19 protein-coding genes are annotated in these 24,873 nt (G+C 70.9%); 12 read left to right on the forward strand and 7 right to left on the reverse strand.

Going from position 1 to position 24,873, the window contains the following annotated elements:
• Positions 1-62: 62 nt before the first annotated feature.
• The 7 genes from TBR22_RS01410 (at position 63) to TBR22_RS01440 (ending at position 7,089) form a co-directional block, all read left to right on the forward strand.
• A complete protein-coding gene (locus tag TBR22_RS01410) occupies positions 63-1,280 on the forward strand; it encodes a hypothetical protein (RefSeq protein WP_239491164.1) in 1,218 nt (405 codons plus the stop codon).
• Complete coding sequence (locus tag TBR22_RS01415) at positions 1,271-1,936, forward strand: carboxypeptidase regulatory-like domain-containing protein (protein WP_239491165.1); 666 nt, start codon at positions 1,271-1,273, stop codon at positions 1,934-1,936. The genes TBR22_RS01410 and TBR22_RS01415 overlap by 10 nt, the downstream gene beginning before the upstream one ends.
• On the forward strand, positions 1,936-3,693 hold the full coding sequence (locus TBR22_RS01420; RefSeq protein WP_239493534.1) for an ATP-binding protein: 1,758 nt from the start codon (positions 1,936-1,938) through the stop codon (positions 3,691-3,693). The genes TBR22_RS01415 and TBR22_RS01420 overlap by 1 nt, the downstream gene beginning before the upstream one ends.
• The gene (locus TBR22_RS01425) at positions 3,690-5,048 is read left to right on the forward strand and encodes a sigma-54 dependent transcriptional regulator (RefSeq protein ID WP_239491166.1); all 1,359 of its coding nucleotides are present in this window, start codon (positions 3,690-3,692) and stop codon (positions 5,046-5,048) included. The genes TBR22_RS01420 and TBR22_RS01425 overlap by 4 nt, the downstream gene beginning before the upstream one ends.
• Before the next feature lie 259 nt (positions 5,049-5,307).
• Entirely contained in the window at positions 5,308-5,679 is a 372-nt protein-coding gene (locus TBR22_RS01430; protein WP_239491167.1) for a cupredoxin domain-containing protein, read from the forward strand.
• Positions 5,676-6,137: a hypothetical protein gene (locus TBR22_RS01435; RefSeq protein ID WP_239491168.1), complete on the forward strand. Its 462-nt coding sequence runs from the start codon at positions 5,676-5,678 to the stop codon at positions 6,135-6,137. Before TBR22_RS01430 ends, TBR22_RS01435 begins: the two co-directional genes overlap by 4 nt.
• Positions 6,138-6,144: 7 nt before the next feature.
• A complete protein-coding gene (locus TBR22_RS01440; protein WP_239491169.1) occupies positions 6,145-7,089 on the forward strand; it encodes a DUF5777 family beta-barrel protein in 945 nt (314 codons plus the stop codon).
• 425 nt (positions 7,090-7,514) lie between these two features.
• On the opposite strand, the gene TBR22_RS01445 is transcribed toward TBR22_RS01440, so the two are convergent.
• From TBR22_RS01445 to clpS, 4 genes are all read right to left on the reverse strand, one after another.
• Positions 7,515-8,534, reverse strand: coding sequence for a hypothetical protein (locus TBR22_RS01445; RefSeq protein ID WP_239491170.1), 1,020 nt, complete (start codon positions 8,532-8,534; stop codon positions 7,515-7,517).
• 63 nt (positions 8,535-8,597) lie between these two features.
• Positions 8,598-9,188: a nucleotide exchange factor GrpE gene (locus TBR22_RS01450; RefSeq protein WP_239491171.1), complete on the reverse strand. Its 591-nt coding sequence runs from the start codon at positions 9,186-9,188 to the stop codon at positions 8,598-8,600.
• Positions 9,189-9,295: 107 nt separating this feature from the next.
• Entirely contained in the window at positions 9,296-11,716 is a 2,421-nt protein-coding gene (clpA, locus tag TBR22_RS01455; RefSeq protein WP_239491172.1) for an ATP-dependent Clp protease ATP-binding subunit ClpA, read from the reverse strand.
• Positions 11,717-11,721: 5 nt separating this feature from the next.
• Complete coding sequence (gene clpS / locus TBR22_RS01460) at positions 11,722-12,036, reverse strand: ATP-dependent Clp protease adapter ClpS (RefSeq protein WP_239491173.1); 315 nt, start codon at positions 12,034-12,036, stop codon at positions 11,722-11,724.
• Positions 12,037-12,352: 316 nt separating this feature from the next.
• On the opposite strand from clpS, the gene TBR22_RS01465 reads away from it, so the two are divergent.
• From TBR22_RS01465 to TBR22_RS01485, 5 genes are all read left to right on the forward strand, one after another.
• Positions 12,353-13,270, forward strand: a complete 918-nt coding sequence (locus tag TBR22_RS01465) for an MBL fold metallo-hydrolase (RefSeq protein ID WP_239491174.1) — start codon at positions 12,353-12,355, stop codon at positions 13,268-13,270.
• Positions 13,271-13,455: 185 nt separating this feature from the next.
• Entirely contained in the window at positions 13,456-15,513 is a 2,058-nt protein-coding gene (locus TBR22_RS01470) for a PQQ-binding-like beta-propeller repeat protein (protein WP_239491175.1), read from the forward strand.
• Positions 15,514-15,608: 95 nt separating this feature from the next.
• Complete coding sequence (locus TBR22_RS01475; protein ID WP_239491176.1) at positions 15,609-16,901, forward strand: amidohydrolase/deacetylase family metallohydrolase; 1,293 nt, start codon at positions 15,609-15,611, stop codon at positions 16,899-16,901.
• A gap of 215 nt (positions 16,902-17,116) precedes the next feature.
• Entirely contained in the window at positions 17,117-18,763 is a 1,647-nt protein-coding gene (gene pruA / locus TBR22_RS01480; protein ID WP_239491177.1) for an L-glutamate gamma-semialdehyde dehydrogenase, read from the forward strand.
• A 164-nt stretch (positions 18,764-18,927) separates the two neighbouring features.
• Positions 18,928-20,457 carry an arylsulfatase gene (locus TBR22_RS01485; protein ID WP_239491178.1) on the forward strand — a complete coding sequence of 510 codons (1,530 nt, stop codon included), beginning with the start codon at positions 18,928-18,930 and terminating at the stop codon, positions 20,455-20,457.
• Positions 20,458-20,635: 178 nt separating this feature from the next.
• On the opposite strand, the gene TBR22_RS01490 is transcribed toward TBR22_RS01485, so the two are convergent.
• The 3 genes from TBR22_RS01490 to TBR22_RS01500 all read right to left on the reverse strand — a co-directional run bounded on the left by TBR22_RS01490 (position 20,636) and on the right by TBR22_RS01500 (position 24,847).
• The gene (locus TBR22_RS01490) at positions 20,636-22,483 is read right to left on the reverse strand and encodes a M61 family metallopeptidase (RefSeq protein WP_239491179.1); all 1,848 of its coding nucleotides are present in this window, start codon (positions 22,481-22,483) and stop codon (positions 20,636-20,638) included.
• Between the two features lie 128 nt (positions 22,484-22,611).
• Entirely contained in the window at positions 22,612-23,940 is a 1,329-nt protein-coding gene (locus TBR22_RS01495) for an ABC transporter permease (protein WP_239491180.1), read from the reverse strand.
• Complete coding sequence (locus TBR22_RS01500; RefSeq protein ID WP_239491181.1) at positions 23,921-24,847, reverse strand: ABC transporter ATP-binding protein; 927 nt, start codon at positions 24,845-24,847, stop codon at positions 23,921-23,923. The genes TBR22_RS01495 and TBR22_RS01500 overlap by 20 nt, the downstream gene beginning before the upstream one ends.
• Positions 24,848-24,873: the final 26 nt, after the last annotated feature.

Here is a 24,873-nt window from a genome sequence, read left to right on the forward strand (position 1 = left end):
GAAGGGAGAACGACCAGGGGCGTCCGGCCGCCCCCGGCCGCCGCCTGACGTATCCTCTGCCGATGCGGCGCGCCCTGCTCTCCGTGTTCGTGGCGTGCGCGTGCGCCGGAGCGCCGTGTGCCGCGCAGGAGGCCGGCGACGCACCGGCGGGCAACTGGTTCACGACGCACGTGCGCGTCTCGGGCGAGGCCAGCGCGTCCTACTCGACCAAGGCGCCGGAGGACGAGGGCTGGTTCAACTACTCCGACTACGAGACCAGCACGGTGCGGGCCGTGCGGCTGTCGCTGGTCGGCGAGGTGATGCTCTCGCCGCGTGTCGCGGTGCTCACCGAGATTCGCACGCTGCAGTTCGACGCCCCGGAGGCCTACGCCCTGTACGTGCGCCTTCGCCCGTGGCTCTCGCAGGATCTCGACGTCCACCTCGGCCGCATCCCACCGACGTTCGGCGCCTTTCCGCGGCGCCTGTACGTGACCGACAACCCGCTGATCGGGCTGCCACTCGGGTACCAGTACCTGACGTCGACGCGCGCCGATGCCGTGCCCGCGACGACCGACGAACTGGCACGCATGCGGGGGCGCGGCTGGCTGGTCACCTACTCGGTCGGCAACACGACGCCGCAAGCCGGCCTGCCGATCGCCAACGCGCTGCGCTGGGACACCGGCGCGCAGGTGCGCTGGCAGAAGGGGCCGGTCACCACGTACGCGGCGGTCACGCAGGGCACTCTCGGCGACCCGCGCCTGACCGACGACAACGGCGGCGCGCAGGGCGCGGCCCGGGTCGTGTACGCCCCTCATCCCGTCGTCACGATCGGCGGTTCGGTGGCGCGTGGTCCCTACCTCGCGCGGTCGCTCGCGCCCGACCTGCCCGGCACGCCGCTGCGCAGCTACCACCAGCGCGCCTACGGCATCGACGCAGAGATCTCGCGCGACCGCTGGATCGTGCGGGGCGAGGTGATCTGGAACCGCTGGGATCAGCCGGCCTTCGACCAGGACACCAGCCGCGATCTCGACGCGCAGGCCTCCTACGTGGAAGGTCGATATCGCCTCATTCCGGGCCTGTACGTGGCTGCGCGTGCCGAGCACCTGGGCTTCTCCCGGGTGACGACGTCCACCGGTACCGACGTCACGTGGGACGCGCCGGTGCGCCGGCTCGAGGTGGGCGCCGGCTGGACCGTCTGGCGGCATGTCCTCCTCAAGGGGGTGTGGCAGCGCAACCGCCGCGACGGCGGCCGCGTGCGGGCCAGCGACCTCGGCGCCGTGCAGGTGGTCACGTGGTTCTGAGGCGCCGGCTGGCGTGCGCGAGCCTGGTGGCCGGCCTCGTGCTCGGCGCCTGGGCCCCGGCAGCGACGCAATCGGGCGCCACCATCCGCGGCCGCTTCACGCTGCCGCCGCCCAGGCCGGACGACCGCCGTCCGGCCCTGATCGACCCGCGCAACGCGGCGCGCACCCGCCAGCCGCGCGTCGGCGTCGTGTACCTCGAGGTCGCGCCGAGCGCGGCCTTCGAGGACGGCGTGTCGGCCCGGCAGGTGATGGACCAGCGCAACGAGACCTTCGTCCCGCACGTGCTGGCCGTGCGCACCGGCACGACGGTGGACTTCCCCAACAGCGATCGCGTGTACCACAACGTCTTCTCGCTGTCGGCGACGCGCCGCTTCGACCTCGGGCGCTACGCGGTCGGCCGGTCCAAGTCGGTGCGATTCGATCGCCCGGGGGTGGTGCGCGTGTTCTGCGACATCCACTCGCACATGAACGCCTTCATCCTGGTGTTCGCGCATCGATACTTCGACGTGACCCAGCCCGACGGCACCTTCCAGTTGCCGCCCGTGCCGCCGGGGACCTATACGGTCTCCGCCTGGTACGAGGGCGACGTCCTCGCCACGCGGCAGGTGGTGGTCCGCGCGGGCGAGACCGCGATCGTCGACCTGCAGGCCCCGTGATGCGCGCGCTCGGGTCGCTGACCAATCGTCTGTTCCTGGTGTGCGTCGCCCTGTCGATCGCCTCGATCGGCGCGGCGATGCTGTTCGTCAGTGCCAGGCTGACGCGCGAGCACGACCGTGCCATGGCGACGCGTCAGGCCGAGACCGTGTCGCTCGTCGAGCGCCAGCGTCGCCTCCTGGTCGACACGTCGACGCGCCTGTCGCGTCTGGTGGCCGACCTGCCCAAGCTCAAGGCCGCGCTCACCACCCGCGACGCCGCCACCGTCGCCCCCATCGTGTCCAGCTATCGCGAGGAGATCGGCGCAGACGTGCTGATCGTCAGCGACGACGCGGGCCGCGCCGTCTTCACGGCCGGCGACGTGCGCGGGCCGGTCGCCACGCAGAGCCTCGCGCTGCCGGCGGGCCACCCCCACGGGCAGCCCCGTTTCGTGACACTGGCGCACCCGCGCGGCATCCTGCAGCTGGTGACCGTGCCCATCACGATCGGCTTCGATCCGGTGGAGCAGCTCGGCCTGCTGTCGGTGGGCATGCTGCTCGACGAGGCCCAGGCGCGGGCGCTGCGCGCCTCCACCGGCAGCGAGCTCGCGTTCGCGGTCGGCGGCCGGGTGCTGGCGGCCTCGGTGGGCGCCGCGGCCCTGCCGTCACTGACGCAGGAGCTGGGCCAGGCGACGGAGGGGGCCCTGCCGATTGCCGGCGTCAACTACGCGTGGCACGCCGTGCCGCTGCAGCGGTTGCCCGGCGAGGCCCCGGAGGGGCGAGCCGACGCCAGGCTGGTGGTGCTCCACTCGACGACCGAAGCCGAGGCGACCCTCCGGAGCGTCCGCGTGGCGCTGGCGGCCATCGCACTGCTGACGGCGCTGGTGGCCAGCGTCGCGAGCTTCGCCGTCGCGCGCACCATCACCCGCCCGCTTTCAGATCTCACCGCCTCGATGCGCGAGATGGCTCGCACCGGCACCCTCGCGCCTCTCAGGGCCGGCGACCGCGGCCGGGCCTGGGACGACGAGGACGTCCGCCTGCTGGCTGGCACCTTCCACACGCTGACGGCGGCCCTCGGCAGGTTCCAGGCGCAGGCCGCGGAGCGGGATCGCCTCACGGCGCTCGGGCGCCTGTCCACGGTCATCGCGCACGAGATCCGCAACCCGCTGATGATCGTCCGCGGCGCGCTGCGCGGCCTGCGCCGCCAGGAGGATCCGCTGGTGGCAGACGCGGCCGCCGACATCGAGGAGCAGGTGCAGCGGCTCGATCGTGTCGTCAACGACGTCCTCGACTTCGCGCGCCCCGTGCAGCTCGAGGTGTCGCCGGCCTCGCTCCACGCCATCTGCCGCGAGGCCGTCGCCGCCTGCCTGGCCGCCGAGCCCGACCCGCCGGTCACGCTGCGGCTCGACGATGCCGCCGACCAGGTGCGCACCGACGCGCACCGTCTGCGGGCGGTGCTGGTCAACCTGGTGGCCAACGCCCGCGAGGCGGTGCGTGCGGCTGATCGCCCCCCGGGCGATGGGCTCGTCACGGTCGGCACGCGGCGTGCATCGGGTGCGGTGATGATCGAGGTGGTGGACAAGGGCACGGGCATCGACCCTGGGGTCGCCGGGCACGTCTTCGAGCCGTACTTCACCACGCGCCGCAAGGGCACCGGCCTCGGGTTGGCCATCGCCCGCAACATCGTCGAGGGCCTCGGCGGGACGATCACCCTCGACAGCCGCCAGGGCGAGGGCACGACGGTCCGCCTGACGCTCCCGCAGGAGACGACGGAGAGATGACGCACGGCACCGTCCTGCTCGTCGATGACGAGGAGAAGATCCTCAAGACGCTCGGGCGCGCGCTGCGCGAGGACGAGCACGAGGTCACGACGACCGGCTCGCCGCAGGAGGCGCTGCGGCTGCTGGGGGCGCGGCAGTTCGACGTGCTCGTCATCGACTACCTGATGCCCGGCATGACCGGCCTCGACGTGGTGCGTGAGCTGCAGGGGGTGCCCGAGGCCGAGCGGCCGGCCGTGCTGATGATGACGGCGCACGGCACCGTGCGCAACGCGGTCGAGGCCATGAAGCTCGGGGTGCGCGACTACCTGCAGAAGCCGTTCGACATCGACGAACTGCTGGTCGGCGTGCGTCGCGCCGTGGAGGAGCAACAGGCCAGGAGCGGCCTCCGCTACCTGCTGGCCGAGCAGAGCGCGCAGTTCGGCCAGTACGGCATCGTCGGGCGCAGCCGCGCCGTGCAGGACGTGATCGCGCGCGTGGAGCTGGTGGCCAGGAGCCGCAGCACGGTGCTCATCACCGGGGAGACCGGCACCGGCAAGGAGCTGGTGGCGCGTGCCATCCACGACCGCAGTGCCGAGCGGGCGCAGCCGCTGATCCGCGTCAACTGCGCGGCGTTGCCCGAATCGCTGCTCGAATCGGAGCTGTTCGGCCACGTCCGCGGCGCCTTCACCGGCGCGGTCAACGCCCGCAAGGGACGCTTCGCGCTCGCCGACGGCGGGTCGATTTTCCTCGACGAGATCTCCACGATCAGCCCGAGCGTGCAGGCCAAGCTGCTGCGCGTGCTGCAGGAGCGCGAGTTCGAGCCGCTGGGCGCCGAGCGCACCCAGAAGGTGGACGTGCGGGTGATCGCCGCCACCAACCGCGACCTGCAGGTGATGGCGGCCGAAGGCAAGTTCCAGAACGACCTGTACTACCGGCTCAACGTGATTCCGATCCGCATCCCGCCGCTGCGCGAGCGGCGCGAGGACATCCCGCTGCTCGTGGAGCACTTCACCCGCCGGATCGCGACGTCGCTCGGCAAGCCCGATCTCCGCGTCGAGGACGCCGCGCTCGACGCGCTGGTGCACTACGCGTGGCCCGGCAACGTGCGCGAGCTCGAGAACACGATCGAGCGCGCCGTGGTGCTCGCCACCGGCGCCACCATCACGCGCGACCTGGTGCTGCTGATGCCGGGCGCGCAGGGCACGGGGACCGGCCTGCCCTCCGCGCGGCTGCACGACAACGTGTCATGGGCCGAGCGCGAGTCGATCCTGGCCGCGCTGCGCGCCTCGGGCGGCGTCAAGAAGGACGCGGCCGAATCGCTCGGCATCAGCCAGCGCGCCCTCTCGCATTACCTGGGCAAGCACGGCATCGATTGACGTTTGACGTTTGACGTCTGACGAACGGCGAACTCGCACGTCGGTCGTCTCCGGCCGCAGCCGTCGGCCTGCCCGACGGTTCGGGGTACCTCAGGGGCCGGAGGGCCGGACGGCCCGGTCCTCGTTCCGCTTACGTGATACGTAAGTGCTTTCGCGGGTCGTCTCCAGCACCGGGCCGCGACCGCGCGGATTGCGCCTGAACCCTCGATCCGGACTCGGCACGCGCCTTGCCCTTCCTGTCGGCATGGAGGGAAGCCCCGTGTTCCAGTCAGATTGGCGCCGCAGTGCGCTGGCCATGCCGTTCCTGGCGCTCGGCCTGGTCGTGTCGCTCGTCGCGCAGCAGGCGCCCCGCGTGATCGAGGTGAAGGCCAAGAAGTACGACTTCGAACCGTCCACCATCGAGGTGGCGCAGGGCGAGCGCGTCGTGCTGCGCGTCACCTCTGTCGATCGCCTGCACGGCATCGGCATCAAGCGCTTCAAGGTGAACGCCGAGGTCCCGAAGGGCGAGACCGTCGACGTCGAGTTCGTGGCCGCCGAGGCCGGCACCTTCCCGGTGCTGTGCACCGAGGAGTGCGGCAAGGGGCACGACGACATGACCGGCACGCTCGTGGTGAAGGCGGTGGCCAAGTGAAGGCGTCCTCCCTCCGCCGCGCCGCCCTCGCCGTCTCGCTCGGCCTGCTCGCCTTCGCGAGCGGCTGCGACGAGAAGCTCTCCGACATCGCCGGCCCGTCGCCGGGCCTGACCCCGACCTACTCGAGCATCTCGCAGAACATCTTCACCAGCACCGACGCGTCCGGGCGCACGGCCTGCACGCAGTGCCACACCAACCAGGGACGCACGCCGGCGGCCAACCTGAACCTGACGACCGAGGCCGGCTACGCCCAGCTGGTCAACGTCGCCAGCGTGCAGAAGCCGGGCGCCGTGCGCGTCATCCCCGGCGACGCCGACAACAGCTACCTGGTGCAGAAGCTCGAAGGCACGCCCGGCATCATCGGCCAGCGCATGCCCCGGAACGCCGGGCCGTTCCTCACCGAGGGACAGATGCTGATCATCCGCCGCTGGATCAACCAGGGCGCGCAGAACAACTGAGGCGCACATGAAGACGACATTCCTTGCCACTGCGCTCACGTTGATCGCGATCGGCGCGCTGCCTGCGGCGGCGCAGGAGACGCGCACCGAGCCCGCCTCGACACCCAAGCCCGCCGTCGAGGGCGCCGCCGCCCCCGCGACGCCGACCACGCCCGCGACCGCCGAGGACCCGAAGCCCGCGGCCGATGCAACCGCCGTGGTCCAGGACGACGAGGACGATCCGGATCTCGACGTCAACCCGGCGCAGCCCGACTTCACCATCGTCGGCCTGCCGACCTCGCTGCGCATGCCGCGCGGCAAGTTCGCCTTCCGCGTGACGCACCGCTTCGGGCGCCCGCTCGACGACGGGAACTTCGGCGACCTGGCGGCCGACCTGTTCGGCCTCGACGCCGGCGGCCTGATCGGCCTCGAGGTGCGCTACGGCCTGTTGAAGGGCACGCAGGTCGGCGTCCTGCGCACCAGCGACCGCACGATCCAGTTCTTCGCCCAGCAGCAGATCGCGCCGCAGGAGAAGTTCGGCGTCGGGCTGGCGCTGAACCTGACGGCCGACGGCACCAACAACTTCCAGGACAGCTACTCGCCCGGCATCGGGCTGATCGTGTCGCGCGAGATCGGCAAGCGTGCAGCGGTCTACGTCGAGCCGACGTGGGTGAACAACACCAACACGTTGCCGAGCGAACTGGTGGACGACAACAGCTCGTTCCTGCTCGGCATCGGCGGTCGCATCCGCATGACGCGTCGCTCCTACCTGGTGGCGGAGGTGGCGCCACGCGTCAGCGGCTACGACGAGGGCCGCACGCACGGCGCCATCGGTCTCGAGATGCGCGCCGGCAACCACGCGTTCCAGTTGAACTTCTCCAACGGCCTGCAGACGACGATGGGCCAGATTGCCAGGGGCGGCACGCCCGACGACTGGTTCATCGGATTCAACATCTCGCGCAAGTTCTGGTAGCGCGACCGAGGTTGGAATCGTTGCGGCCGGCCGGCCGGTCGGGTGGGCGCCCGGCCGTCGCCGGTCCGCTCGCGGCGGTTCCTTCCGCAGCCTGGAGGGTCACGGGTGTCCCCGCACCTGCCGACCCTCCTTGCTGCGGTTCACTTGCCTGCGGGGCATCGCTCGACGGCTCACGGGGGGCGCGGGCCCTGCCTCGTCAATCGCTTACATCCCACGAAAGCGGCTTACGTGTCGGGTAAGGGCGGGCGCCGCACGGATCACGGAACACGGGTGATCTCGCCCGCACGGATCGGCACGGTGCTTGCTGTTGATGTGGGTGGTTCAAGGGATCGGCGGGCTGGCGATCTTGGCGGTGGGTTGGGCAGCCGGCAGCCAGGCCAGTCCGTCGATTTCCTTGCGCCTTCGGCCTTGCGACGCGCTCGCGCTCATGGCGCGGTCATGCGGGCCGTCACCGCCAGGGCGATGGTATCGACCGCGTCCATGAACTCCCCCATCTCCACGTAGCGGTCCTCGTCGAGGCGGCCTGCCAGGTCACCGAACCACGCCGCCCAGCGCTCCAGCACGAGGAACACCTCACCGTGGGCCACCGCGAGGCGGACGCTGCGCCCCTGCTCGCGCAAGGCGTTCAGGACCCCGATCACGTCGGGAGTCAGCACGAGCGCGGCGACGGCGGCCGAATCGGTCGTCGCCACGTAGTCGTCGTGCAGCCATGCCGGGGGCGCGCTGCCCGGCACGCGCGACAGCATCGCCGGGGTCACGTCCTTGTGGCCGGGTAGCGGCTCGAGCCCGAGCTGATCGGTATCGCGTCGGCCGACGCGCACGTGCCCCGGCACCTGCACCGGCATGGTCGCAATCGCCACGACACCCCGGACCACGGAGATGCGCGTCGTGTCGCCGTCCCGCTGGGTGGTGACCTCGGCGGCGTCGACGCGCGCCATCTGCACGCGGATGCCTCCGGTGGACCACTTCACGAGGTGACGACAGCCGTACTCGTTGGCGCCGGGGACGAGCGCGGACCGGCGGATCCAGCCGCGATCGACGGCCGCGCCCTTCTTGTACGAGGCCCGGGGACGGAGGGTCGCGAACACGCGCGGCAGCACGTCGCGCTCGAAGGTGTCGGCCGACGCCTTGAAACGGGCGGCGCGGCCGCCATCCAGCCAGTGCGCGGCGCGTCGCACGCCGAGCACGAGCAGCACCGCCAGGCCGACGACCTGCCAGCTCGCCGGGTCGCCCCACCAGGTGTCCGGCCACGGGTGACGCACCAGCAGCGCGATCGCCGTGCCCCAGCCCACCAGGCCGAGGACCAGGCCCGGCATCATGCCGGCCATCAGCGATGCCTGTTCGCTCGAGAGCGCCTCGATCGCCGGGCGCAGGGCGCGCGCGTACTCGGCGCGCAGGTGGGCGCGCCGCGCCTCGCGTGCTGCCTGATCCGGCGTGCTGGTCACGCCCGCAGCGTACACGAGACGGAAAGGCCGGCCCGGCTCCGACGCGTGTCTGGCCGGGACGTCCTAGTGGTCGGAGGCGACCGCGACCGCGGCGGGACGCAACACGTCCTCGCCGATCAGGTAGCCGGGTGCGGCCACGCCGGCCACGATGCCCTCCCCGAACTGCGGGGTGACCGGCACGGTGGTGATCGCCTCGTGTCGCTCGGGATCGAACGGCTCGCCGATCGGCTCGATGCGGCTGATGCCGTAGCCGGCCAGCTTGTGGAGGAACTGCTGCCGCACCAGCTCGACGCCGGCGACCAGCGCATCGGCGCTGCCGCCGGCGCGGGCCGCGCCGAGCGCGCGATCGAGGTTGTCGACGACCTCGAGAAGGTCGGCGAAGACGGCGCGACGCGACAGCTCGGCGTCGCGCGCCGCGTCCTTGCGGACGCGCAGGCGCATCGCCTCGAACTCGCGCTGCGCCTCGTGCACGGCGTTGACGTACTCCTGCAGCTGCTCGTTCTTCTCGGCGAGCTGCTGCTCGAGTTCCTGGACGTACGTCGGCCTCTCGAAGACGGTCGGACCGTCTTCGGCCTGCGCCGGCGCGTCCTCGGCGACGGTCCGCGCCCACCAGCGACGATCGACGACCTTCACGGGCTCTTGTTGGTCACTCATGGCAAATCGCAGAGTTGCACGATCTCAGAATTTCACCAGCGTCGTTGACGGCCCCGTGGCGGTGGTCATGAAATTGTGGAATTCCTGACTTGTGAAATTTCCAGACGCTACGCATCGATCGTGTCTTTGGCCGCCGGCGCCGGCGTGCTCACGATGTCGAACGTCAGCGCGCCGTCCTTCAGGCCGATCGTCACGCTGCCGCCGTGCTCCAGGCGGCCGAAGAGGATCTCGTCGGTGAGCGGGTCGCGCACCTCGGTCTGGATGACGCGCGCCAGCGGCCGCGCCCCGTAGACCGGGTCGTACCCCTTCCCGGCGAGCCACGCGCGCGCCTCGGGTTCGAGGGTGATGGCGACGCGCCGCTCGGCCAGCTGCGCCTCGAGCTGCAGGACGAACTTCTCGACGATCGTCTCGACGACGGCCGGCGACAGCGCCCCGAAGGTGACCGTGGCGTCGAGGCGGTTGCGGAACTCGGGGCTGAAGATGCGCTCGAGCGCCTGCTTCGCGCGTCCGGCCGCCCCCTTGCCCGACGACGACCCGCTGAAGCCGACCAGCGCCTGGCTCATCTCGCGCGACCCCGCGTTGGACGTCATGATCAGGATCACCTGCCGGAAGTCCGCCTTGCGCCCCGTGTTGTCGGTGAGCGTGGCGTGATCCATCACCTGCAGCAGGATGTTGTAGATGTCGGGGTGTGCCTTCTCGATCTCGTCGAGCAGGAGCACCGCGTACGGGTCCTTGCGAATCGCGTCGACCAGCAGGCCGCCCTGCTCGAAGCCGACGTAGCCCGGGGGCGCGCCGATGAGCCGGGCCACCGCGTGCTTCTCCATGTACTCCGACATGTCGAAGCGCACGAACTGGTTGCCCAGGTGGATGGCGAGCTGCTTGGCCAGCTCGGTCTTGCCGACGCCGGTCGGGCCGGTGAACAGGAAGCAGCCGGCAGGCTTGTCGGGCTGGCCGAGGCCCGCCCGTGCACGCTTGATCGCCCGCGCCACGGCCTTGACCGCGTCGTCCTGGCCGAACACCACGCGCATCAACTGATCCTCGAGCGTCCGCAGCCGTTCCTTGTCGGAGGCGTGGGCCTGCTTGTCGGGGATGCGGGCCATGCGCGCGATGACGCGCTCGATCTCGGGCACGTCGACGACCTGGCGCGGACCCTCGACTGCGCCGTCGGCCGGGGGCGCTGCGGCAGGCAGGCCGGTCGGCGCGCTGCCCGCCGGAGCCTCGGGGGCGGGAACCCGACCCTCCACCGGTGGCGCCTGCCCATCGGCCGAGGCCGGGGCAGAGACGGACAACCGCAGCATTGCGCCAGCCTCGTCGAGCACGTCGATCGCGCTGTCGGGCAGTCGGTAGTCGCGCAGGTGACGGCCGGCGAGCTTGGCGGCCGTCTCGATCGCCCCGTCCGTGTAGGTGACGTGGTGATGGTCCTCGTAGCGACTCCGCAGGCCCTTGAGGATCGTGACGGTCTCCTCGACCGACGGCTCCTCGATCACCACCTTCTGCAACCGGCGAGCGAGGGCGCGGTCCTTCTCGACCTGCTTGAACTCCTCGAAGGTCGTCGCGCCGATCACGCGGATGTCGCCCGCGCTCAGCACCGGCTTGATGAGCGTCGCCAGGTCCATCGTGCCGCCGGTCGTGGCGCCGGCGCCGACGGTGCTGTGCATCTCGTCGATGAACAGAATCGGCTTGGGACGCTTCGCCAGCGCATTGACGACGGCCTTGAAGCGCTCCTCGAAGTCGCCGCGGAAGCGCGTGCCGGCGAGCAGCGCGGTGGCATCCAGCGAGAAGACCTCCGCGTCCTTGAGCACCGAGGGCACGTCGTCCTGCAGCAGGCGCTGCGCCAGGCCCTCGGCCAGCGCCGTCTTGCCGACACCCGGTTCGCCCACGAACATCGGGTTGTTCTTCCGCCGCCGGCAGAGGATCTCCATCGTGCGCTGCACTTCGGCGGTGCGACCCACCAGCGGGTCGAGCGCGCCGGAGCGCGCCTTCACCGTCAGGTTGACGGCGTAGGCGTCCAGCGGCGTGCGCGAGGTGGAGGACCCTTCGTCCCCCTGCCCGGCCGCGGCCGGGCGGTCCTCGCCGACCGGCTCGTCGGGCGCCGGCACCTTGGAGATGCCGTGACTGATGTAGTTGAGGACGTCGAGGCGGGTCACGCCCTGGCCCTCGAGCAACTGCGCCGCGTAGGAGCGGTTCTGCTGGAGCAGGGCGGCCAGCAGGTCGCCGGCCTGCACTTCGCTCTTGCCGGCGCTCTGCACGTGCAGCACGGCGGTCTGCAGGGCGCGCCGGAACGCGAGCGTCTGCTCGGGCTCCTTCTGGGCGCCGCGCGGGAACTGCTCGATGTTCTGCTGCAGGAACTTGTCGAGCTCCGAGCGCAGGCGCGGCAGGTCGGCGCCGCAGGCGGCCAGGATCCGCTCGGCCTCGGTGTCGTGGGCGAGCACGTAGAGGAGATGTTCGAGCGTGAGGTGCGTATGGCGTCGCGAGGTCGCCTCGCGGTAGGCCACGCCTAGCAGCAGCTCGACGGATGCGCTGAACATGGGTCTTACTCCTCTTCCAGGGCCGCCCGCAACGGGAACCCGTTCTGTCGGGCGAGTTCGTGCACCGCCTCCACCTTCGTCTCGGCCACCTCGAAGGTGTACACGCCGCACAGCCCCTTCCCCTGCGTATGCACCTGCATCATGATGCGGAACGCCTCGGCAGGGGTCTTGTGGAACACGGTCTCGAGGACTTCGACGACGAAGTCCATCGTGGTGTAGTCGTCGTTGATCAGCAGGACCTTGAAGCGCGCGGGCTCCTTGGTCTGCTTCTCGGTCCGCTCGAGGACGAGGTCGCCCGATTTCTGTCGTGTGTCGGTCATCGACGTGCTGACCGGCCCACGGGGGCTCCCAGGGGTCCGGATCGCGGCTCGCTGATCTCCGCCACCAGTATACGGACGCTGGGCCCCGGGCCTGCCCGCCATTCGGGCAGGCCGGGCCCAGCGTCCGAATGCCGTGATGCCGGGGATGCCGTGATGCCGGGGATGCCGGGGATGTCGGACCTCGTCGGCCTCGACACGCATTGTCAGCATTCGGTCGCCCGGATGCCGGCAATGTCGAGTGCCGGAGACGTGCGCCAGGCCGACCACCCTCGACATTCTCGGCATTCCGGCATCAGGGCATTGCCATAATTCAGCCATGCAGGTCCTCGCTCACCAACTCCGCTACGCCGACGGCCGGTTCCGGGGCACGTCCGGGGTGATCGCCACGGCCGTCCTGGAGGGCCCCTCCGGCTTCGCCCTCATCGACCCCGGCCCCTCCACCGACCTGGCGGCGCTCGAGGCCGACCTCGCCTCGGGGGGACTCCGCCTCGACGACGTGGAGGCGGTCCTGCTGACGCACATCCACCTCGACCATGCCGGCGCAGCCGGGTCGATCGTGAAGCGGGCGCCCCGCTGCCGGGTGTACGTCCACGAGCGCGGCGCCACGCACATGGCCGCTCCGGACAAGCTCATCGCCAGCGCGACCCAGATCTACGGGGATCAGATGGACGTGCTGTGGGGCGAGTTCGCCGCCGTCCCGGCCGCCAACCTCCAGGTGCTGCGCGGTGACGAGGCGCTGACGATCTGCGGGCATGCGATCGAGGTGGCCTACACGCCCGGCCACGCCCAGCACCACGTGAGCTACCTGCATCGCGCTTCCGGGATTGCGTTCGTGGGCGACACCGGCGGGTGCCGGACGAGCCACATGCAGTCGGTGATGCCGCCGACACCGCCGCCCGACATCGACGTGCCGACCTGGCACCGCAGCGTCGGGCGCATCCTCGACTGGCAGCCGTCGGCGCTCTTCCTCACGCATTTCGGACCGGTGACCGCCGTCGTCGCACACATGGCCGAGCTGCTCGATCGCCTGGAGGTGATGCGCGGCCTCGCCCGTGGGCTGGTCGATGATGCGGCGCTGAGCGAGCAGGAGCGTGAGGCGCGGTTCGTCGAGGAACTGCGACGCGTGTTCCGGCAGCAGCTGAACGACACCGAACTGCGGCGCCTGGAGCTCGGTGTTCCCTTCCCCATGTGCTGGGGCGGACTGGCCCGCGCCATCCGGAAGGGTTTGGCGTAGGGCCGCCACAACTGGCCGTCGTGATTGGGTCATCGACCTTCGTCGAACGCCGCTACGGTGTCGTAGCCGTCGCCCTTGGGCGACGGTCCGTCGTCGTGTGCCAGGCCTCGCTGACTGCCGGCCGCGGCCGGCAGCTACACCTGAGCCCTGAGCCCTGAGCCCTGAGCCTGCACTATGCTGCGCGCATGCCACACATGAGGCCGCTCGCCCTGGCCGGTCTGCTGTCGGCGAGCCTCGCGCCGACGTCGGCCTCCTACCTGACGCAGGCCCGACCACCGGCCGGGGCGGCAGTGTTCGCGGAACGCTGTGCGCCCTGCCACGGCGCCGACGGGCGCGGCGGCGAGCGCGGCCCCGACATCGTCAGCACGCCGGACGCCGCGCGTCGCACGCCCGATGTGATCGCGCGCCTCGTGCGCGAGGGCGTCCCGGGCGGGGGCATGCCTGCCGTGCCACTCGAACCCGACGATGTCCGCGCCGTGGCCAGCCATGTGCGGACGCTGGCCGAGGCGGCACGCGTCGCGCCGACCTGGCCACGCGTGCGCCTGGCCCTGCGGAGCGGCCGAGCGGTCGAGGGGCTCGCGCTGGCCGTCGGCGCGGCCGACCTCACGCTGCTGACCGCGTCGGGCGACCTCGTGCCGGTCGAGCGCGCCGACATCTCGCGGGAGGTCGCGCTCGGTCGGGCGCCGATGCCGACCCTCGCGCCTCGGGCCGACGCTCCGCAGCCCGCGTCGGGGGACTGGCCCACCTACAACGGCGACGTCGGCGGCAACCGGCACTCCCGCCTGGCGCAGGTCACGCCCGCCAACGTCGCCGGGCTGAGGCCGGCCTGGACCTACGCGATTCCGGGCGCTCGCAACCTGCGCACCACGCCCCTGGTGATCGGCGGGGTCATGTACGTCACCGCCCCCAACGAGGTCCACGCCGTCGACGCCGCGACCGGCCGGCAGATCTGGCGGGTGCGCCAACCGCGCACGCCGGGCGTGATTGGCGATGCCGGCGCCGGGGTGAACCGCGGCGTCGCCGTCGCGGGCGATCGCCTCTTCTTCGTGACCGACGACGCGCGGATCGTGGCGCTGCACCGCGGCAACGGACAGGTGCTGTGGGAAACACGGATGGCCGACTTCAAGGCCCACTACGGCGCCACGTCGGCCCCGCTGGTGGTCGGCGGCCTGGCGATCTCGGGCGTGTCGGGCGGCGACGAGGGCGTGCGCGGGTTCGTCGCCGCGTTCGACATCGCCACCGGGCGTGAGGTCTGGCGCACGTGGACGGTGCCGACGCGGGGTGAGCCGGGGTCGGAGACCTGGCAGGGCACGGCACTCGAGCACGGCTGCGCCGCGACCTGGCTGACCGGGTCGTACGACGCCGCCCTGGACCAGGTGCTGTGGACGACCGGCAACCCGTGCCCGGACTACAACGGCGACGAGCGCAAGGGCGACAACCTCTGGTCGGACTCGGTGCTGGCACTCGACCCGCGGACCGGCCAGCGGCGATGGCACTTCCAGTTCACGCCGCACGACCTCAACGACTGGGATGCGGTGCAGACGGTGATCGCCGCCGACCTGCCGTGGGAGGGCGCCACCCGCGCGGTGCTGCTGCAGGCCAATCGCAACGGCTTCTTCTACGTGCTCGATCGCCGCACCGGGCAGTTGCTGCGGGCCACCCCGTTCGTCCGCAACCTCAACTGGGCGACGGGCATCGGCGCCGACGGCCGCCCGCGGCGCCTGCTCGACATGGCCCCGAGCGTGCGCGGCACGACCGTCTGCCCGTCGGTGGAGGGCGCGACCAACTGGATGTCGCCGTCGTTCGACCCGGCCCGCGGCCTGTACTTCGTGCAGGCGCTCGAGCGCTGCAGCGTGTTCACGAAGTCGTCGCGCGGGTTCGAGCCCGGGCAATCGTTCTACGGCGGCACGACGCGTCGCGTGCCTGGCGAGACCGGCGGCAAGGTGCTGCGGGCCATCGAGGTGGCGACGGGCCGCATCGCGTGGGAGCTGCCGCAGGTCGGCGACGGCGACACCTGGGCCGGCGTGCTGTCCACCGCGTCGGGCCTCGTGTTCACGGGCGAGGACGACGGCGCGTTCACGGCCGTCGCCGCGGCCGACGGGCGCCGCCTGTGGCGCTTCGAGGCCAACGCCGACTGGCGCGGGTCGCCGATGACCTACCTGGCCCGCGAGCGCCAGCACATCGCGATCGCCGGCGGCGGCGTCATCTACGCGTTCTCGCTGGGAAGCGCGGCACAGAGGTAGGGCGGGGTGTCCCACCCCGCCGTGAGCGGGGCCATCGGCTGACGGCGCGGTCGGAGACCGCGCCCTACCGCGACCGGACGATCTATGCTCTGCGCATGCGCAGAGCCGTGATGTTTGCCCTCCTGGGGCTGTTCGTATCGCCCCTCGCTGCCCAGGGGCCGGCCGACTACGACTTCCTGATCAAGGGCGGCCGCGTGATCGACCCGCGCAACGGCCTCGACGCCGTGCGCGACGTGGCGATCAAGGACGGGAAGGTCGCGGCGGTCTCGGCCGACATCCCGGCGGCGCGGGCGATGAAGGCCGTCAACGCCAGGGGCCTGCTGGTCACGCCCGGCCTGATCGACCTGCACGTGCACGTCTACCCGGGCGAGAAGCTGCGTGACTACGCGGGCGGTGACTGGAGCATCTTCCCCGACGGCTTCACGCTGCGCAGCTGCGTGACCACCGTCAACGACGCGGGCACCTCGGGCTGGCGCAACTTTCCCGACTTCAAGCGCCGCATCATCGACGAGTCGAAGACGCGCGTCGTCGCCTTCCTCAACATCGTCGGCAACGGCATGGGATCGGGGCCGATCGAGCAGGATGCCGCCGACATGGACGGCGAGGCCACCGCGGCGATGGCGCTGCAGCACAAGGGCGTGATCGTCGGCATCAAGAGCGCGCACTACAACGGCGCCGACTGGAAGCCGTACGAGCAGGCCGTGATCGCCGGCACGAAGGCCAACGTGCCGGTGATGATCGACTTCGGCGGCAACGTCCGTGCCGGACGCACGCTGATGGACCTGTTCATGAAGTACCTGCGGCCGGGCGACATCTTCACGCACATGTACGGCGGCGCGCGGGGCGAGCAGGACGCCACCACGAAGGGACCCAGCGCGGCGATGGTGGCGGGGCGGAAGAAGGGCATCATCTTCGACGTCGGCCACGGCGGCGCGAGCTTCCGCTACTCGGCGGCCGTGCCGATGATGAAGGCGGGCTTCCTGCCCGACTCGATCTCCACCGACCTGCACACCAGCAGCATGAACTCGGCGATGAAGGACATGCTCAACGTCATGGGCAAGTTCATGGCGATGGGCGAGCCGCTCGTCGAGGTGATCCGGCAGTCGACGTGGAACCCGGCCCGGCAGATCAGGCTCGAGTCGCTCGGACACCTGTCGGTGGGCGCGCCAGCCGACGTCGCGGTGCTGCGCCTCGAGCAGGGGCGCTTCGGCTTCGTGGATCCGGTGGGTGGACGCATCGATGCCTCGCAGCGCCTGCAGTGCGAGCTGACCGTCCGCGACGGCAAGGTGGTCTACGACCTCAACGGCCTCATCGCCGATCCCTGGGAAAAGCTGCCGGGAGACGCCCGTGGCGGCGACCCCAAGTGGGATCGGACGCGCGGCCATTAGTCATTCGCCGCACGGCCGCAGCTACAGGCTCGAGGCTCAGAGAGCCTTCCGACTCGGAAGTCTCCTGCCTTCTGAGCCCTGAGCCCTGAGCCTGGGACTGCCGACCGCCGACGGCCCACTGCCGGTTTCCGAAGGCCGACGGCCGAAACTCGCCGCGCGCCGCAGGCGCACATCGGCGAGTCTGCAATGACGAAGGCCGGCAGTAGACTGTGTGGATGTCCGACGCCACCGTCGCCAGTCTCTCGGCGCGCCGCCGCGTGCCGCCCACCGTCAACGAGCCGATCCGCAGCTACGCCCCCGGTACGCCGGAGCGGGCCTCGCTCAAGGCGCGGCTGGCCAGCATGGCCACCGAGCACGTCGACATCCCGGTCATCGTCAACGGCAAGGAGTACCGCACGGGCGATACCGCCACGGTCGTCATGCCGCACGCGCACCAGCACGTGCTCGGCACCTGGCACAAGGCGACGCCCGAGCTCGTCCAGGAGGCCGTGGCTGCCACGGCCAGCGCCCGCGAGGAGTGGAGCCGCTGGCCCTGGGAGGACCGCGTCGCCGTGTTCCTCCGTGCCGCGGAACTGCTCTCGACGACGTGGCGCGACACGCTCAACGCCGCGACGATGCTCGGGCAGAGCAAGACGGCATTCCAGTCCGAGATCGATGCGGCCTGCGAGCTGATCGACTTCTTCCGCTTCGGCGCGCTCTTCGCGCAGGAGCTGTACGGCGAGCAGCCGGTCAGCGAGAAGGGCGTCTGGAACCAGACCGACTACCGGCCGCTCGAGGGCTTCATCTATGCGGTGAGCCCGTTCAACTTCACGGCGATCGGCGGCAACCTGTCGGGCGCCCCGGCGATGGCCGGCAACACCGTCATCTGGAAGCCGGCGCAGACGGCGATGCTGAGCGGCTACTACGTGATGAAGCTGCTCGAGGCCGCCGGCCTGCCGCCCGGGGTCATCAACTTCGTGCCCGGCGACCCGATTCCGATCTCGGATGCGCTGCTCTCGCATCGCGACCTCGGCGGCGTGCACTTCACGGGCAGCACGACGGTCTTCAACAGCATGTGGAAGACCATCGGCGGCAACATGGGCCGCTACCGGTCGTACCCGCGCATCGTCGGCGAGACGGGCGGCAAGGACTTCATCATGGCGCACCCGTCGGCCGACGTGGACGCGCTGGCCGTGGCGATCGTGCGCGGCGCCTTCGAGTACCAGGGCCAGAAGTGCTCGGCGTGCAGCCGCGTCTACATCCCGCAGTCGCTGTGGGCCGGCGTGCGTGACCGCATGGTCGCGATGATGGCCGACATCCGGGTGGGCGACGTGCGCGATTTCCGCAACTTCATGGGCGCGGTGATCGACGAGCGCTCGTTCACCAAGATCGGCGGCTACCTCGACGAGGCCCGCGCGGCCGGCACGATCGTCGCCGGCGGCGAGGCGTCGAGGGACACCGGCTACTTCGTGTCGCCGACGCTGGTGAAGGTCGACGACCCCGGCCACCGCATCCTCTGCGAGGAGATCTTCGGACCGGTGGTCGCCGCCTACGTGTACCCGGACGACCAGTACGTGGAGACGATGAAGATCGTCGACGGCACCTCGCCGTACGCGCTGACGGGCGCCATCTTCGCCAACGATCGCCAGGCGATCCGGCTCGCCCACACGCACCTGCGCAATGCCGCCGGCAACTTCTACATCAACGACAAGTGCACAGGCGCGGTGGTCGGCCAGCAGCCGTTCGGCGGTGCGCGCGGGTCGGGCACCAACGACAAGGCCGGCAGCAAGTTGAACCTGCTGCGCTGGGTGAGCCCGCGGTCGATCAAGGAGACCTTCGTGCCGCCGACCGCCTACCAGTACCCGTTCATGGGCGAGGAGTGACGCCCGCGCTGGTAATTGGAGACGGCAGTCAGGGAATTCGACATTCGAGATTCTCGTGGGGCCCGGCTTCGCCGTGGCCCCTCGGGATGCGTCGGGCGGCCGCCGATCAATTTCGGATCTCAAATTTCCAATTGCCGCGCGCGGGTTGCGGTACCCTCTCGGCCATGTCCACAGTCCGATTGGGGCGGGCCCTCGCCCTTCTCCTCCTCGTGTTCGTCGCGGCGGCGGCCCAGGCGCGCGCGCAGGCCACGGCCCCGCGTCCCAACATCGTCCTGATCTACCTCGACGATCTCGGCTACGGCGACGTGTCGGCCAACGGCAGCACCACGATCCGGACGCCGAACATGGACCGGATCGCGAAGGAGGGGCTGCGCTTCACGAGCGGCTACGCCACCTCGGGCACCTGCACGCCGTCGCGGTTCTCGCTGCTCACGGGCAAGTACGCGTGGCGGCAGGCGGGCACGGGCGTGCTGCCCGGCAACGCCGCCCTGGTCATCGACCCGGCGCGGACGACGCTGGCCTCCATGCTGCGCAAGGCCGGCTACCACACCGGCGTGGTCGGCAAGTGGCACCTCGGCCTCGGCGGCCCCGGCGGCCCCGACTGGAACACGAACATCGCGCCCGGGCCGAACCAGGTCGGCTTCGCGTACAGCTTCATCATGGCCGCGACCGGCGATCGCGTCCCGACCGTGTACGTCGAGGACGGCAAGGTCGTCGGACTCGATCCGGCCGACCCGATCAGGGTGGACTACGAGAAGAAGGTCGGCGACTGGCCGACCGGCAAGGAGAACCCGGCGCTGCTCACCACGCAGCGACCGAGCCACGGGCACGATCAGACGATCGTCAACGGCGTCAGCCGCATCGGCTACATGACGGGCGGCAAGGCGGCCCTCTGGCGCGACCAGGACATGGGCGACACGTTCCTGCGCAAGGCCATCTCGTACGTCGAGGCGCACCAGCGCGAGCCGTTCTTCCTCTTCTACGCCACCCACGAGCCGCACGTCCCGCGCGTGCCGCACGAGCGCTTCGTCGGGTCGTCGGGCATGGGGCCGCGCGGCGACGCCATCATGCAGGCCGACTGGGGCGTCGGCCAGTTGCTGGACACCCTTGATCGCCTGAAGCTGGCCGACAACACCATCGTGATCCTCACCAGCGACAACGGTCCGGTCGTCGACGATGGGTACGTGGATCAGGCGGTGGAGAAGCTGGGGGCACACAAGCCGGCCGGACCCCTCCGGGGTGGCAAGTACAGCCGGTTCGAGGCCGGCACCCGCGTGCCGTTCTTCCTGCGCTGGCCGGCGCGCGTCAAGCCGGGCGTGAGCGACGCGCTCGTGTCGCAGGTGGACTTCCTCGGGTCGTTCGCGGCGCTGGTACGGCAGTCGATCCCGCAGGGGGATGGCCCCGACACGGGCAACCAGCTGGCGGCCCTGCTCGGCGAGGATCGCCGCGGCCGCGACCACGTGGTGGAGCACTCGGGCGCGCTGGCGATCCGCGAGGGCCGCTGGAAGTACATCGAGCCCAGCAAGGGGCCGCGCATGAGCGCCCAGACCAACACCGAGCTGGCCAACGATCCGGCCCCGCAGCTCTACGACCTCTCGACCGACCTCGGCGAGACGAAGAACCTGGCCGCCGAGCAGCCGGAGCGCGTGCAGGCGCTGGCCGCGAAGCTGGCGAGGGTCAAGGCGGGGCAGTAGGCAGGCCGCCTCAGGCGCGGCCGTCAATGCCGCAATGCCGCGAATGCCGACAATGTCCGCTTGGTCGGCACCTCCGACATTGACGGCATTGCAGGCTCGCCGATGTGCGCCTTCGGCGCGCGGCGAGTTCCCGGCATCGCAGCATTGACTCCGCGACGGCGCGGTCGGAGACCGCGCCCTACCTCTTCGACGACAACCACCCCGACCGTAGCGCTTCCTGCTGCGGCGTGCGCGCGTCCATCGGGACGATCTCGAGCCGGTCGTTCTTCTCCACGACGACCTTCGCCGTCTTCTTCTCGCCGCGCGACTCGAACACCAGTTCGACCTCGGTGCCCGGCGTGAGCGTCGACAGCACCCGCTCCCAGTCGCCGGCCTGCGCGATGGCGGTGCCGTTGAGCGACACGACCGTGTCGTCCTTGCCGAGGCCGGCCTTGTAGACCTGGCTGGTCGACAGCGTGTTGCTGGCGACGATCATCCGGCCCTGCCGGGCCTGCAGGCGGACGGGGCCGAGGGTCGGCGGCGTCTCCCGCGTGCGCAACTCGTAGCCGGCGGCGGCCAGCAGTCGCTTGTATGGCAGCGGCTCGGTGCCCCTGACGTGGCGCCGGAAGAAGTCCTCGGCGAAGGCGGCGTCGCCACTGACGACGGCCAGCGCGGCCTGTGCGTCGGCGATGGTGTACGGCCGGGCCACGTAGCCCGGCGCCTTGCCGCCGGGCGCGCCGTGGACCTTCCACATCTGCCGCATGAAGTGGTCCAGGGTCACCGCGCCGTTGCTCCGCTCGCGCAGCGCGAGGTCGAGACCCAGGCCGATCGCCGCGCCGTACGTGTAGTACGAGACGAACGTGTTCTCCCAGTTGGTCGCGTCGATGGCCGCCGCGGCGTCAACGTACGGCGCAAGGCGGCTCATGTCGGCGGCCGACCGGAACTGCGTGCCCGGCGCGTGCAGCACGCCGTTGACGAACATCCCGAACTGCGACACGCCGGCGTCCTGCGCGACCAGGCCGGCGCGGATCATCGCCAGCATGCCGTAGTAGCTCGTGAATCCCTCGGCCAGCCACAGCTCGCCCGACATGTTGGCTCGGCTGAAGTCGAAGGGCTCGAGCGAGGCCGGGCGGATGCGCTCGACGTTCCACGAGTGGAAGAACTCGTGGGAGGCCGTGCCGGCGAGGCGGGACGCGCCGTCACCGAGCGAGCCCGACGACGAGCACACCGTGCTGTTGCGGTGCTCCATGCCGTCGCCGTCGGCCCACGGCAGGTAGTCCATCAGGAAGGTGTACGTGCCGCCGTCGTAGGGCGCGAGCTCGCCGAAGATCGCCGCCTGCTCGCGAACGATCTTCTCAACGTCCTGCGCATAGGCGTCGAGCTGGGCATCGGTGCCGAGGTGGTGCACCGCGAGCCTGATCGTCGCCGGCTTGCCCGACGGGCGGGCGACGGTGAACTCGCGTACGGCGTGCGCACTGAACTCCACCGGCGAGTCCATGAAGTACTGCAGGTTCGGGGCCGTGAACACCAGCGGATCGTCGGTCGGGAACAGCTGCGTCGAGACGCGCCAGGTGCGCCCGGGCGGCTGCGTGAACCGTACCCGGATCGGCGTGTCGGGCAGCGCCGGCGCCCAGGCGAACGTCGCGGGCGCGTTCAGGTGGGCGTGCGTGCCGTCCACCGCGGCGTAGGTGCCGTCGACGTGATCGGCGAACAGCCGGTAGCGGATCTGCACCGACGAGCCCCGGGGCGTGACCCGCCACTGGGCCGGCGCGAGCTGCTCCACCGCGAGGGCCGCGTCGCCCTCACCGCGCGCCTCGAACTGGTAGACGTTCTTGCCGAACTCGTGCGTCGCGTACCGTCCCGGCGACGAGCGCGCCATGCGGATCTCGAGCGGCGTGCCCGCCCTGGCCGGGAAGCGGACGTCGACCTGCAGCCACCGCTGATCGGGCGAGGGGACCGACACCGTGTACTCGATGGCCTGCTGGGCGCCTGCGGGGCGGGTCAGCAGCAGCGTGAGCAGGAGCAGGGCAGCGCGACGCAGCGACATGGGGCATAGGGTACCGCTGCGTGTCGGCCTTCGTCATTGGGCCTTGGTCATTGGGCCTTCGGCCTTGGGAGGCCCAGGCCCACGGCCCCACGGCCCACGGCCCACGGCCCAAGGCCCAAGCCCCAGTGCTACTTCGCCCGAATCCACTTCCACATGTCGCGGTAGTTGGCCGTCTTGCCCTGCATGAGCAGGCCCACCCGGAGGATGCGGCCGGCCGCCCACACCATCGCCACCGTGGCGGCGATCGACCCGGTGAGGGCGATCGCCACCTGCCAGGCCGGCGGCCCGGGCGGGATCGCGATGCGCAGCAGCATCAGGTACGGCGCGGCGAAGGGAAACAACGAGAAGCCCACCGACATCGCGCTGTCGGGGTTCTGCGCGACCTGTAGCCAGAGGAAGATCGGGAACATCGCCAGGATCAGCGCCGGCATCATCATCCCCTGCGCGTCCTTGACCTCGCTGCACGCCGCGCCGATCGCGATGAACATCGCCCCGTACAGGAACACGGCGATCACCAGGAACAGCGCGAACCAGGGCAGCAGGCCCCACTGGATGACCCCGAAGTAGTCGGCCTGCGCCGCCATCAGCAGGCCGCCGCCGACGTACAGCACTGCCAGCACCATGGTCACGGCGACGCTGCCCAGCAGCTTGCCGAGCATCAGGTGGAACGCGCCCACCGACCCGAGCAGCACCTCGCTGATGCGGCTCGTCTTCTCCTCGATGACGCTGTTGAGCAACTGCGGCGCCGACGACATCACCAGGCCGAACAGCATGAACATCGCGATGGCCGGCATGGCGAACGCGCGCACGGCGTCGACCTTCTCGGCGACCGACACCTCGCCGGTCGCGGTCCGGACGACGAGCCCCTTGCGATCGAGCGGGATCGGCTCCAGCAGGCGTCGCGCCACGGCGGGATCGGCCCCGAGGCTGGACAGCCGACGGTCGGCCACCGCCCGGCTCGCCTCGCGGCGCAGCCAGTCCGGCAACGCCTGATAGGTGGGGTACTCCGTGTGGTACTGCAGGTGAGGCGCCTCGTCGGCCGCCGTGAGCACGTCGGCCGGGATCTCCACGAACGCGAAGAGCTCGCCCCGCCGGACGCGTTCCGACAGCGCCAGTCGGAGCGCATCGGCATCCTGCCCGCCGGGCGGCACGAGTTCCGGCAGGAAGCTGGGGCCGGTGCGGCGCCCGGTCGGAGAGATCTCGCGCGCGTTGTGCTCGCGCGCCGCCTCGACGAGCGCCGGGCCGAGCACCCCGGTCCTGTCGACGACCCCGAAGCGGCGTTCCGACGTGTCGCGTCGGGCCGTGAGCGCCTGGATGCCGAAGGCGAGCGCCATCAGCAGCGGCACGGCGAGCAGCCCCACGAGGAAGGCGCGGCTGCGCACCGCCTGCTCGAACTCGGCGGCCGCGATCGTCAGGACACGCGACAGCGGCACGCCCTCAGGCGCCTTCGACGACATGCCTGTCCTCCTCCGGCGATGGCCGGGCGATTTCCACGAAGATGTCGTGCAGCGACGGGCGGGTGATCTCGAAGCGTTGCACCGTCGTCCGCGCCGAGAGGCGCGCGAGGAAGACCTGAGGGTCGCACGAGAGGCGGACCTGCTGCGCGTTGCCGTGGTCGGTCACCTCCTCCACGCCCTCGATGCCGCGCAGCACCTCGGTGCCGCCCGCCACGCGCACGTGCACCGCGTCGTGGCCGTAGGTGGCCTGAATCTCGTCGAGCGTGCCGTCGAGCACCTTGCGGCCACGGAAGATCATGAAGATGCGGTCGCACATCAGCTCCGCCATGCCCATGTCGTGGGTGCTGAACACGATGGTCGTGCCGCGTCGCTTGAGCTCGAGGACCGCGTCGCGGAGTACGTCGCGGTTCACCGGGTCGAGGCCGGAGAAGGGCTCGTCGAGGATCACCAGCGAGGGCCGTGAGACGACCGTCGCGATGAACTGCACCTTCTGCGACATCCCCTTCGACAGGGCCTGCACCTTCTTGTCCGCGACGCCTGGCAGCCCGAGCCTGTCGAGCCACCAGTCGGCTTCCCGCTCGACGTCGGCTCGCCGGCCGCCCTTCAACTCGCCGTAGTAGGCGAGCAGGCGGCGGACCGGCATCTGCTTGTACAGACCGCGTTCCTCCGGCAGGTAGCCGACGCGGTCCCGGGCGACCTCGGTGCTGCGATCGCCGAACACCTCCACCGTCCCGCTGTCGGGCAGCAGGATGTTCATGATCATCCGCAGCGTCGTCGTCTTGCCCGACCCGTTCGGGCCGATGAACCCGTAGATCGTGCCCTCAGGGACCTGCAGCGACAGGGCATCGACCGCCGTGGTGTGGCCGAAGCGCTTGGTGACGGCGTCGAGAAGGATGGCTGGTCTCAAGGCTCGAGTCTTCTACGAAGGGAATG

Source organism: Luteitalea sp. TBR-22, assembly GCF_016865485.1.
In the GTDB taxonomy this organism is placed as follows: Bacteria; Acidobacteriota; Vicinamibacteria; order Vicinamibacterales; family Vicinamibacteraceae; genus Luteitalea.

What these genes read in the sequence shown, in the direction of transcription:
- TBR22_RS01410 (WP_239491164.1), top strand. Translation starts at nt 63, where the DNA reads ATGCGGCGCGCCCTGCTCTCCGTGTTCGTGGCGTGCGCGTGCGCCGGA.
- TBR22_RS01420 (WP_239493534.1), top strand. Translation starts at nt 1,936, where the DNA reads ATGCGCGCGCTCGGGTCGCTGACCAATCGTCTGTTCCTGGTGTGCGTC.
- TBR22_RS01425 (WP_239491166.1), top strand. Translation starts at nt 3,690, where the DNA reads ATGACGCACGGCACCGTCCTGCTCGTCGATGACGAGGAGAAGATCCTC.
- TBR22_RS01440 (WP_239491169.1), top strand. Translation starts at nt 6,145, where the DNA reads ATGAAGACGACATTCCTTGCCACTGCGCTCACGTTGATCGCGATCGGC.
- TBR22_RS01450 (WP_239491171.1), bottom strand. Translation starts at nt 9,188, where the DNA reads ATGAGTGACCAACAAGAGCCCGTGAAGGTCGTCGATCGTCGCTGGTGG.
- clpA (WP_239491172.1), bottom strand. Translation starts at nt 11,716, where the DNA reads ATGTTCAGCGCATCCGTCGAGCTGCTGCTAGGCGTGGCCTACCGCGAG.
- clpS (WP_239491173.1), bottom strand. Translation starts at nt 12,036, where the DNA reads ATGACCGACACACGACAGAAATCGGGCGACCTCGTCCTCGAGCGGACC.
- TBR22_RS01465 (WP_239491174.1), top strand. Translation starts at nt 12,353, where the DNA reads ATGCAGGTCCTCGCTCACCAACTCCGCTACGCCGACGGCCGGTTCCGG.
- TBR22_RS01470 (WP_239491175.1), top strand. Translation starts at nt 13,456, where the DNA reads ATGCCACACATGAGGCCGCTCGCCCTGGCCGGTCTGCTGTCGGCGAGC.
- TBR22_RS01475 (WP_239491176.1), top strand. Translation starts at nt 15,609, where the DNA reads ATGCGCAGAGCCGTGATGTTTGCCCTCCTGGGGCTGTTCGTATCGCCC.
- pruA (WP_239491177.1), top strand. Translation starts at nt 17,117, where the DNA reads ATGTCCGACGCCACCGTCGCCAGTCTCTCGGCGCGCCGCCGCGTGCCG.
- TBR22_RS01485 (WP_239491178.1), top strand. Translation starts at nt 18,928, where the DNA reads ATGTCCACAGTCCGATTGGGGCGGGCCCTCGCCCTTCTCCTCCTCGTG.
- TBR22_RS01490 (WP_239491179.1), bottom strand. Translation starts at nt 22,483, where the DNA reads ATGTCGCTGCGTCGCGCTGCCCTGCTCCTGCTCACGCTGCTGCTGACC.
- TBR22_RS01495 (WP_239491180.1), bottom strand. Translation starts at nt 23,940, where the DNA reads ATGTCGTCGAAGGCGCCTGAGGGCGTGCCGCTGTCGCGTGTCCTGACG.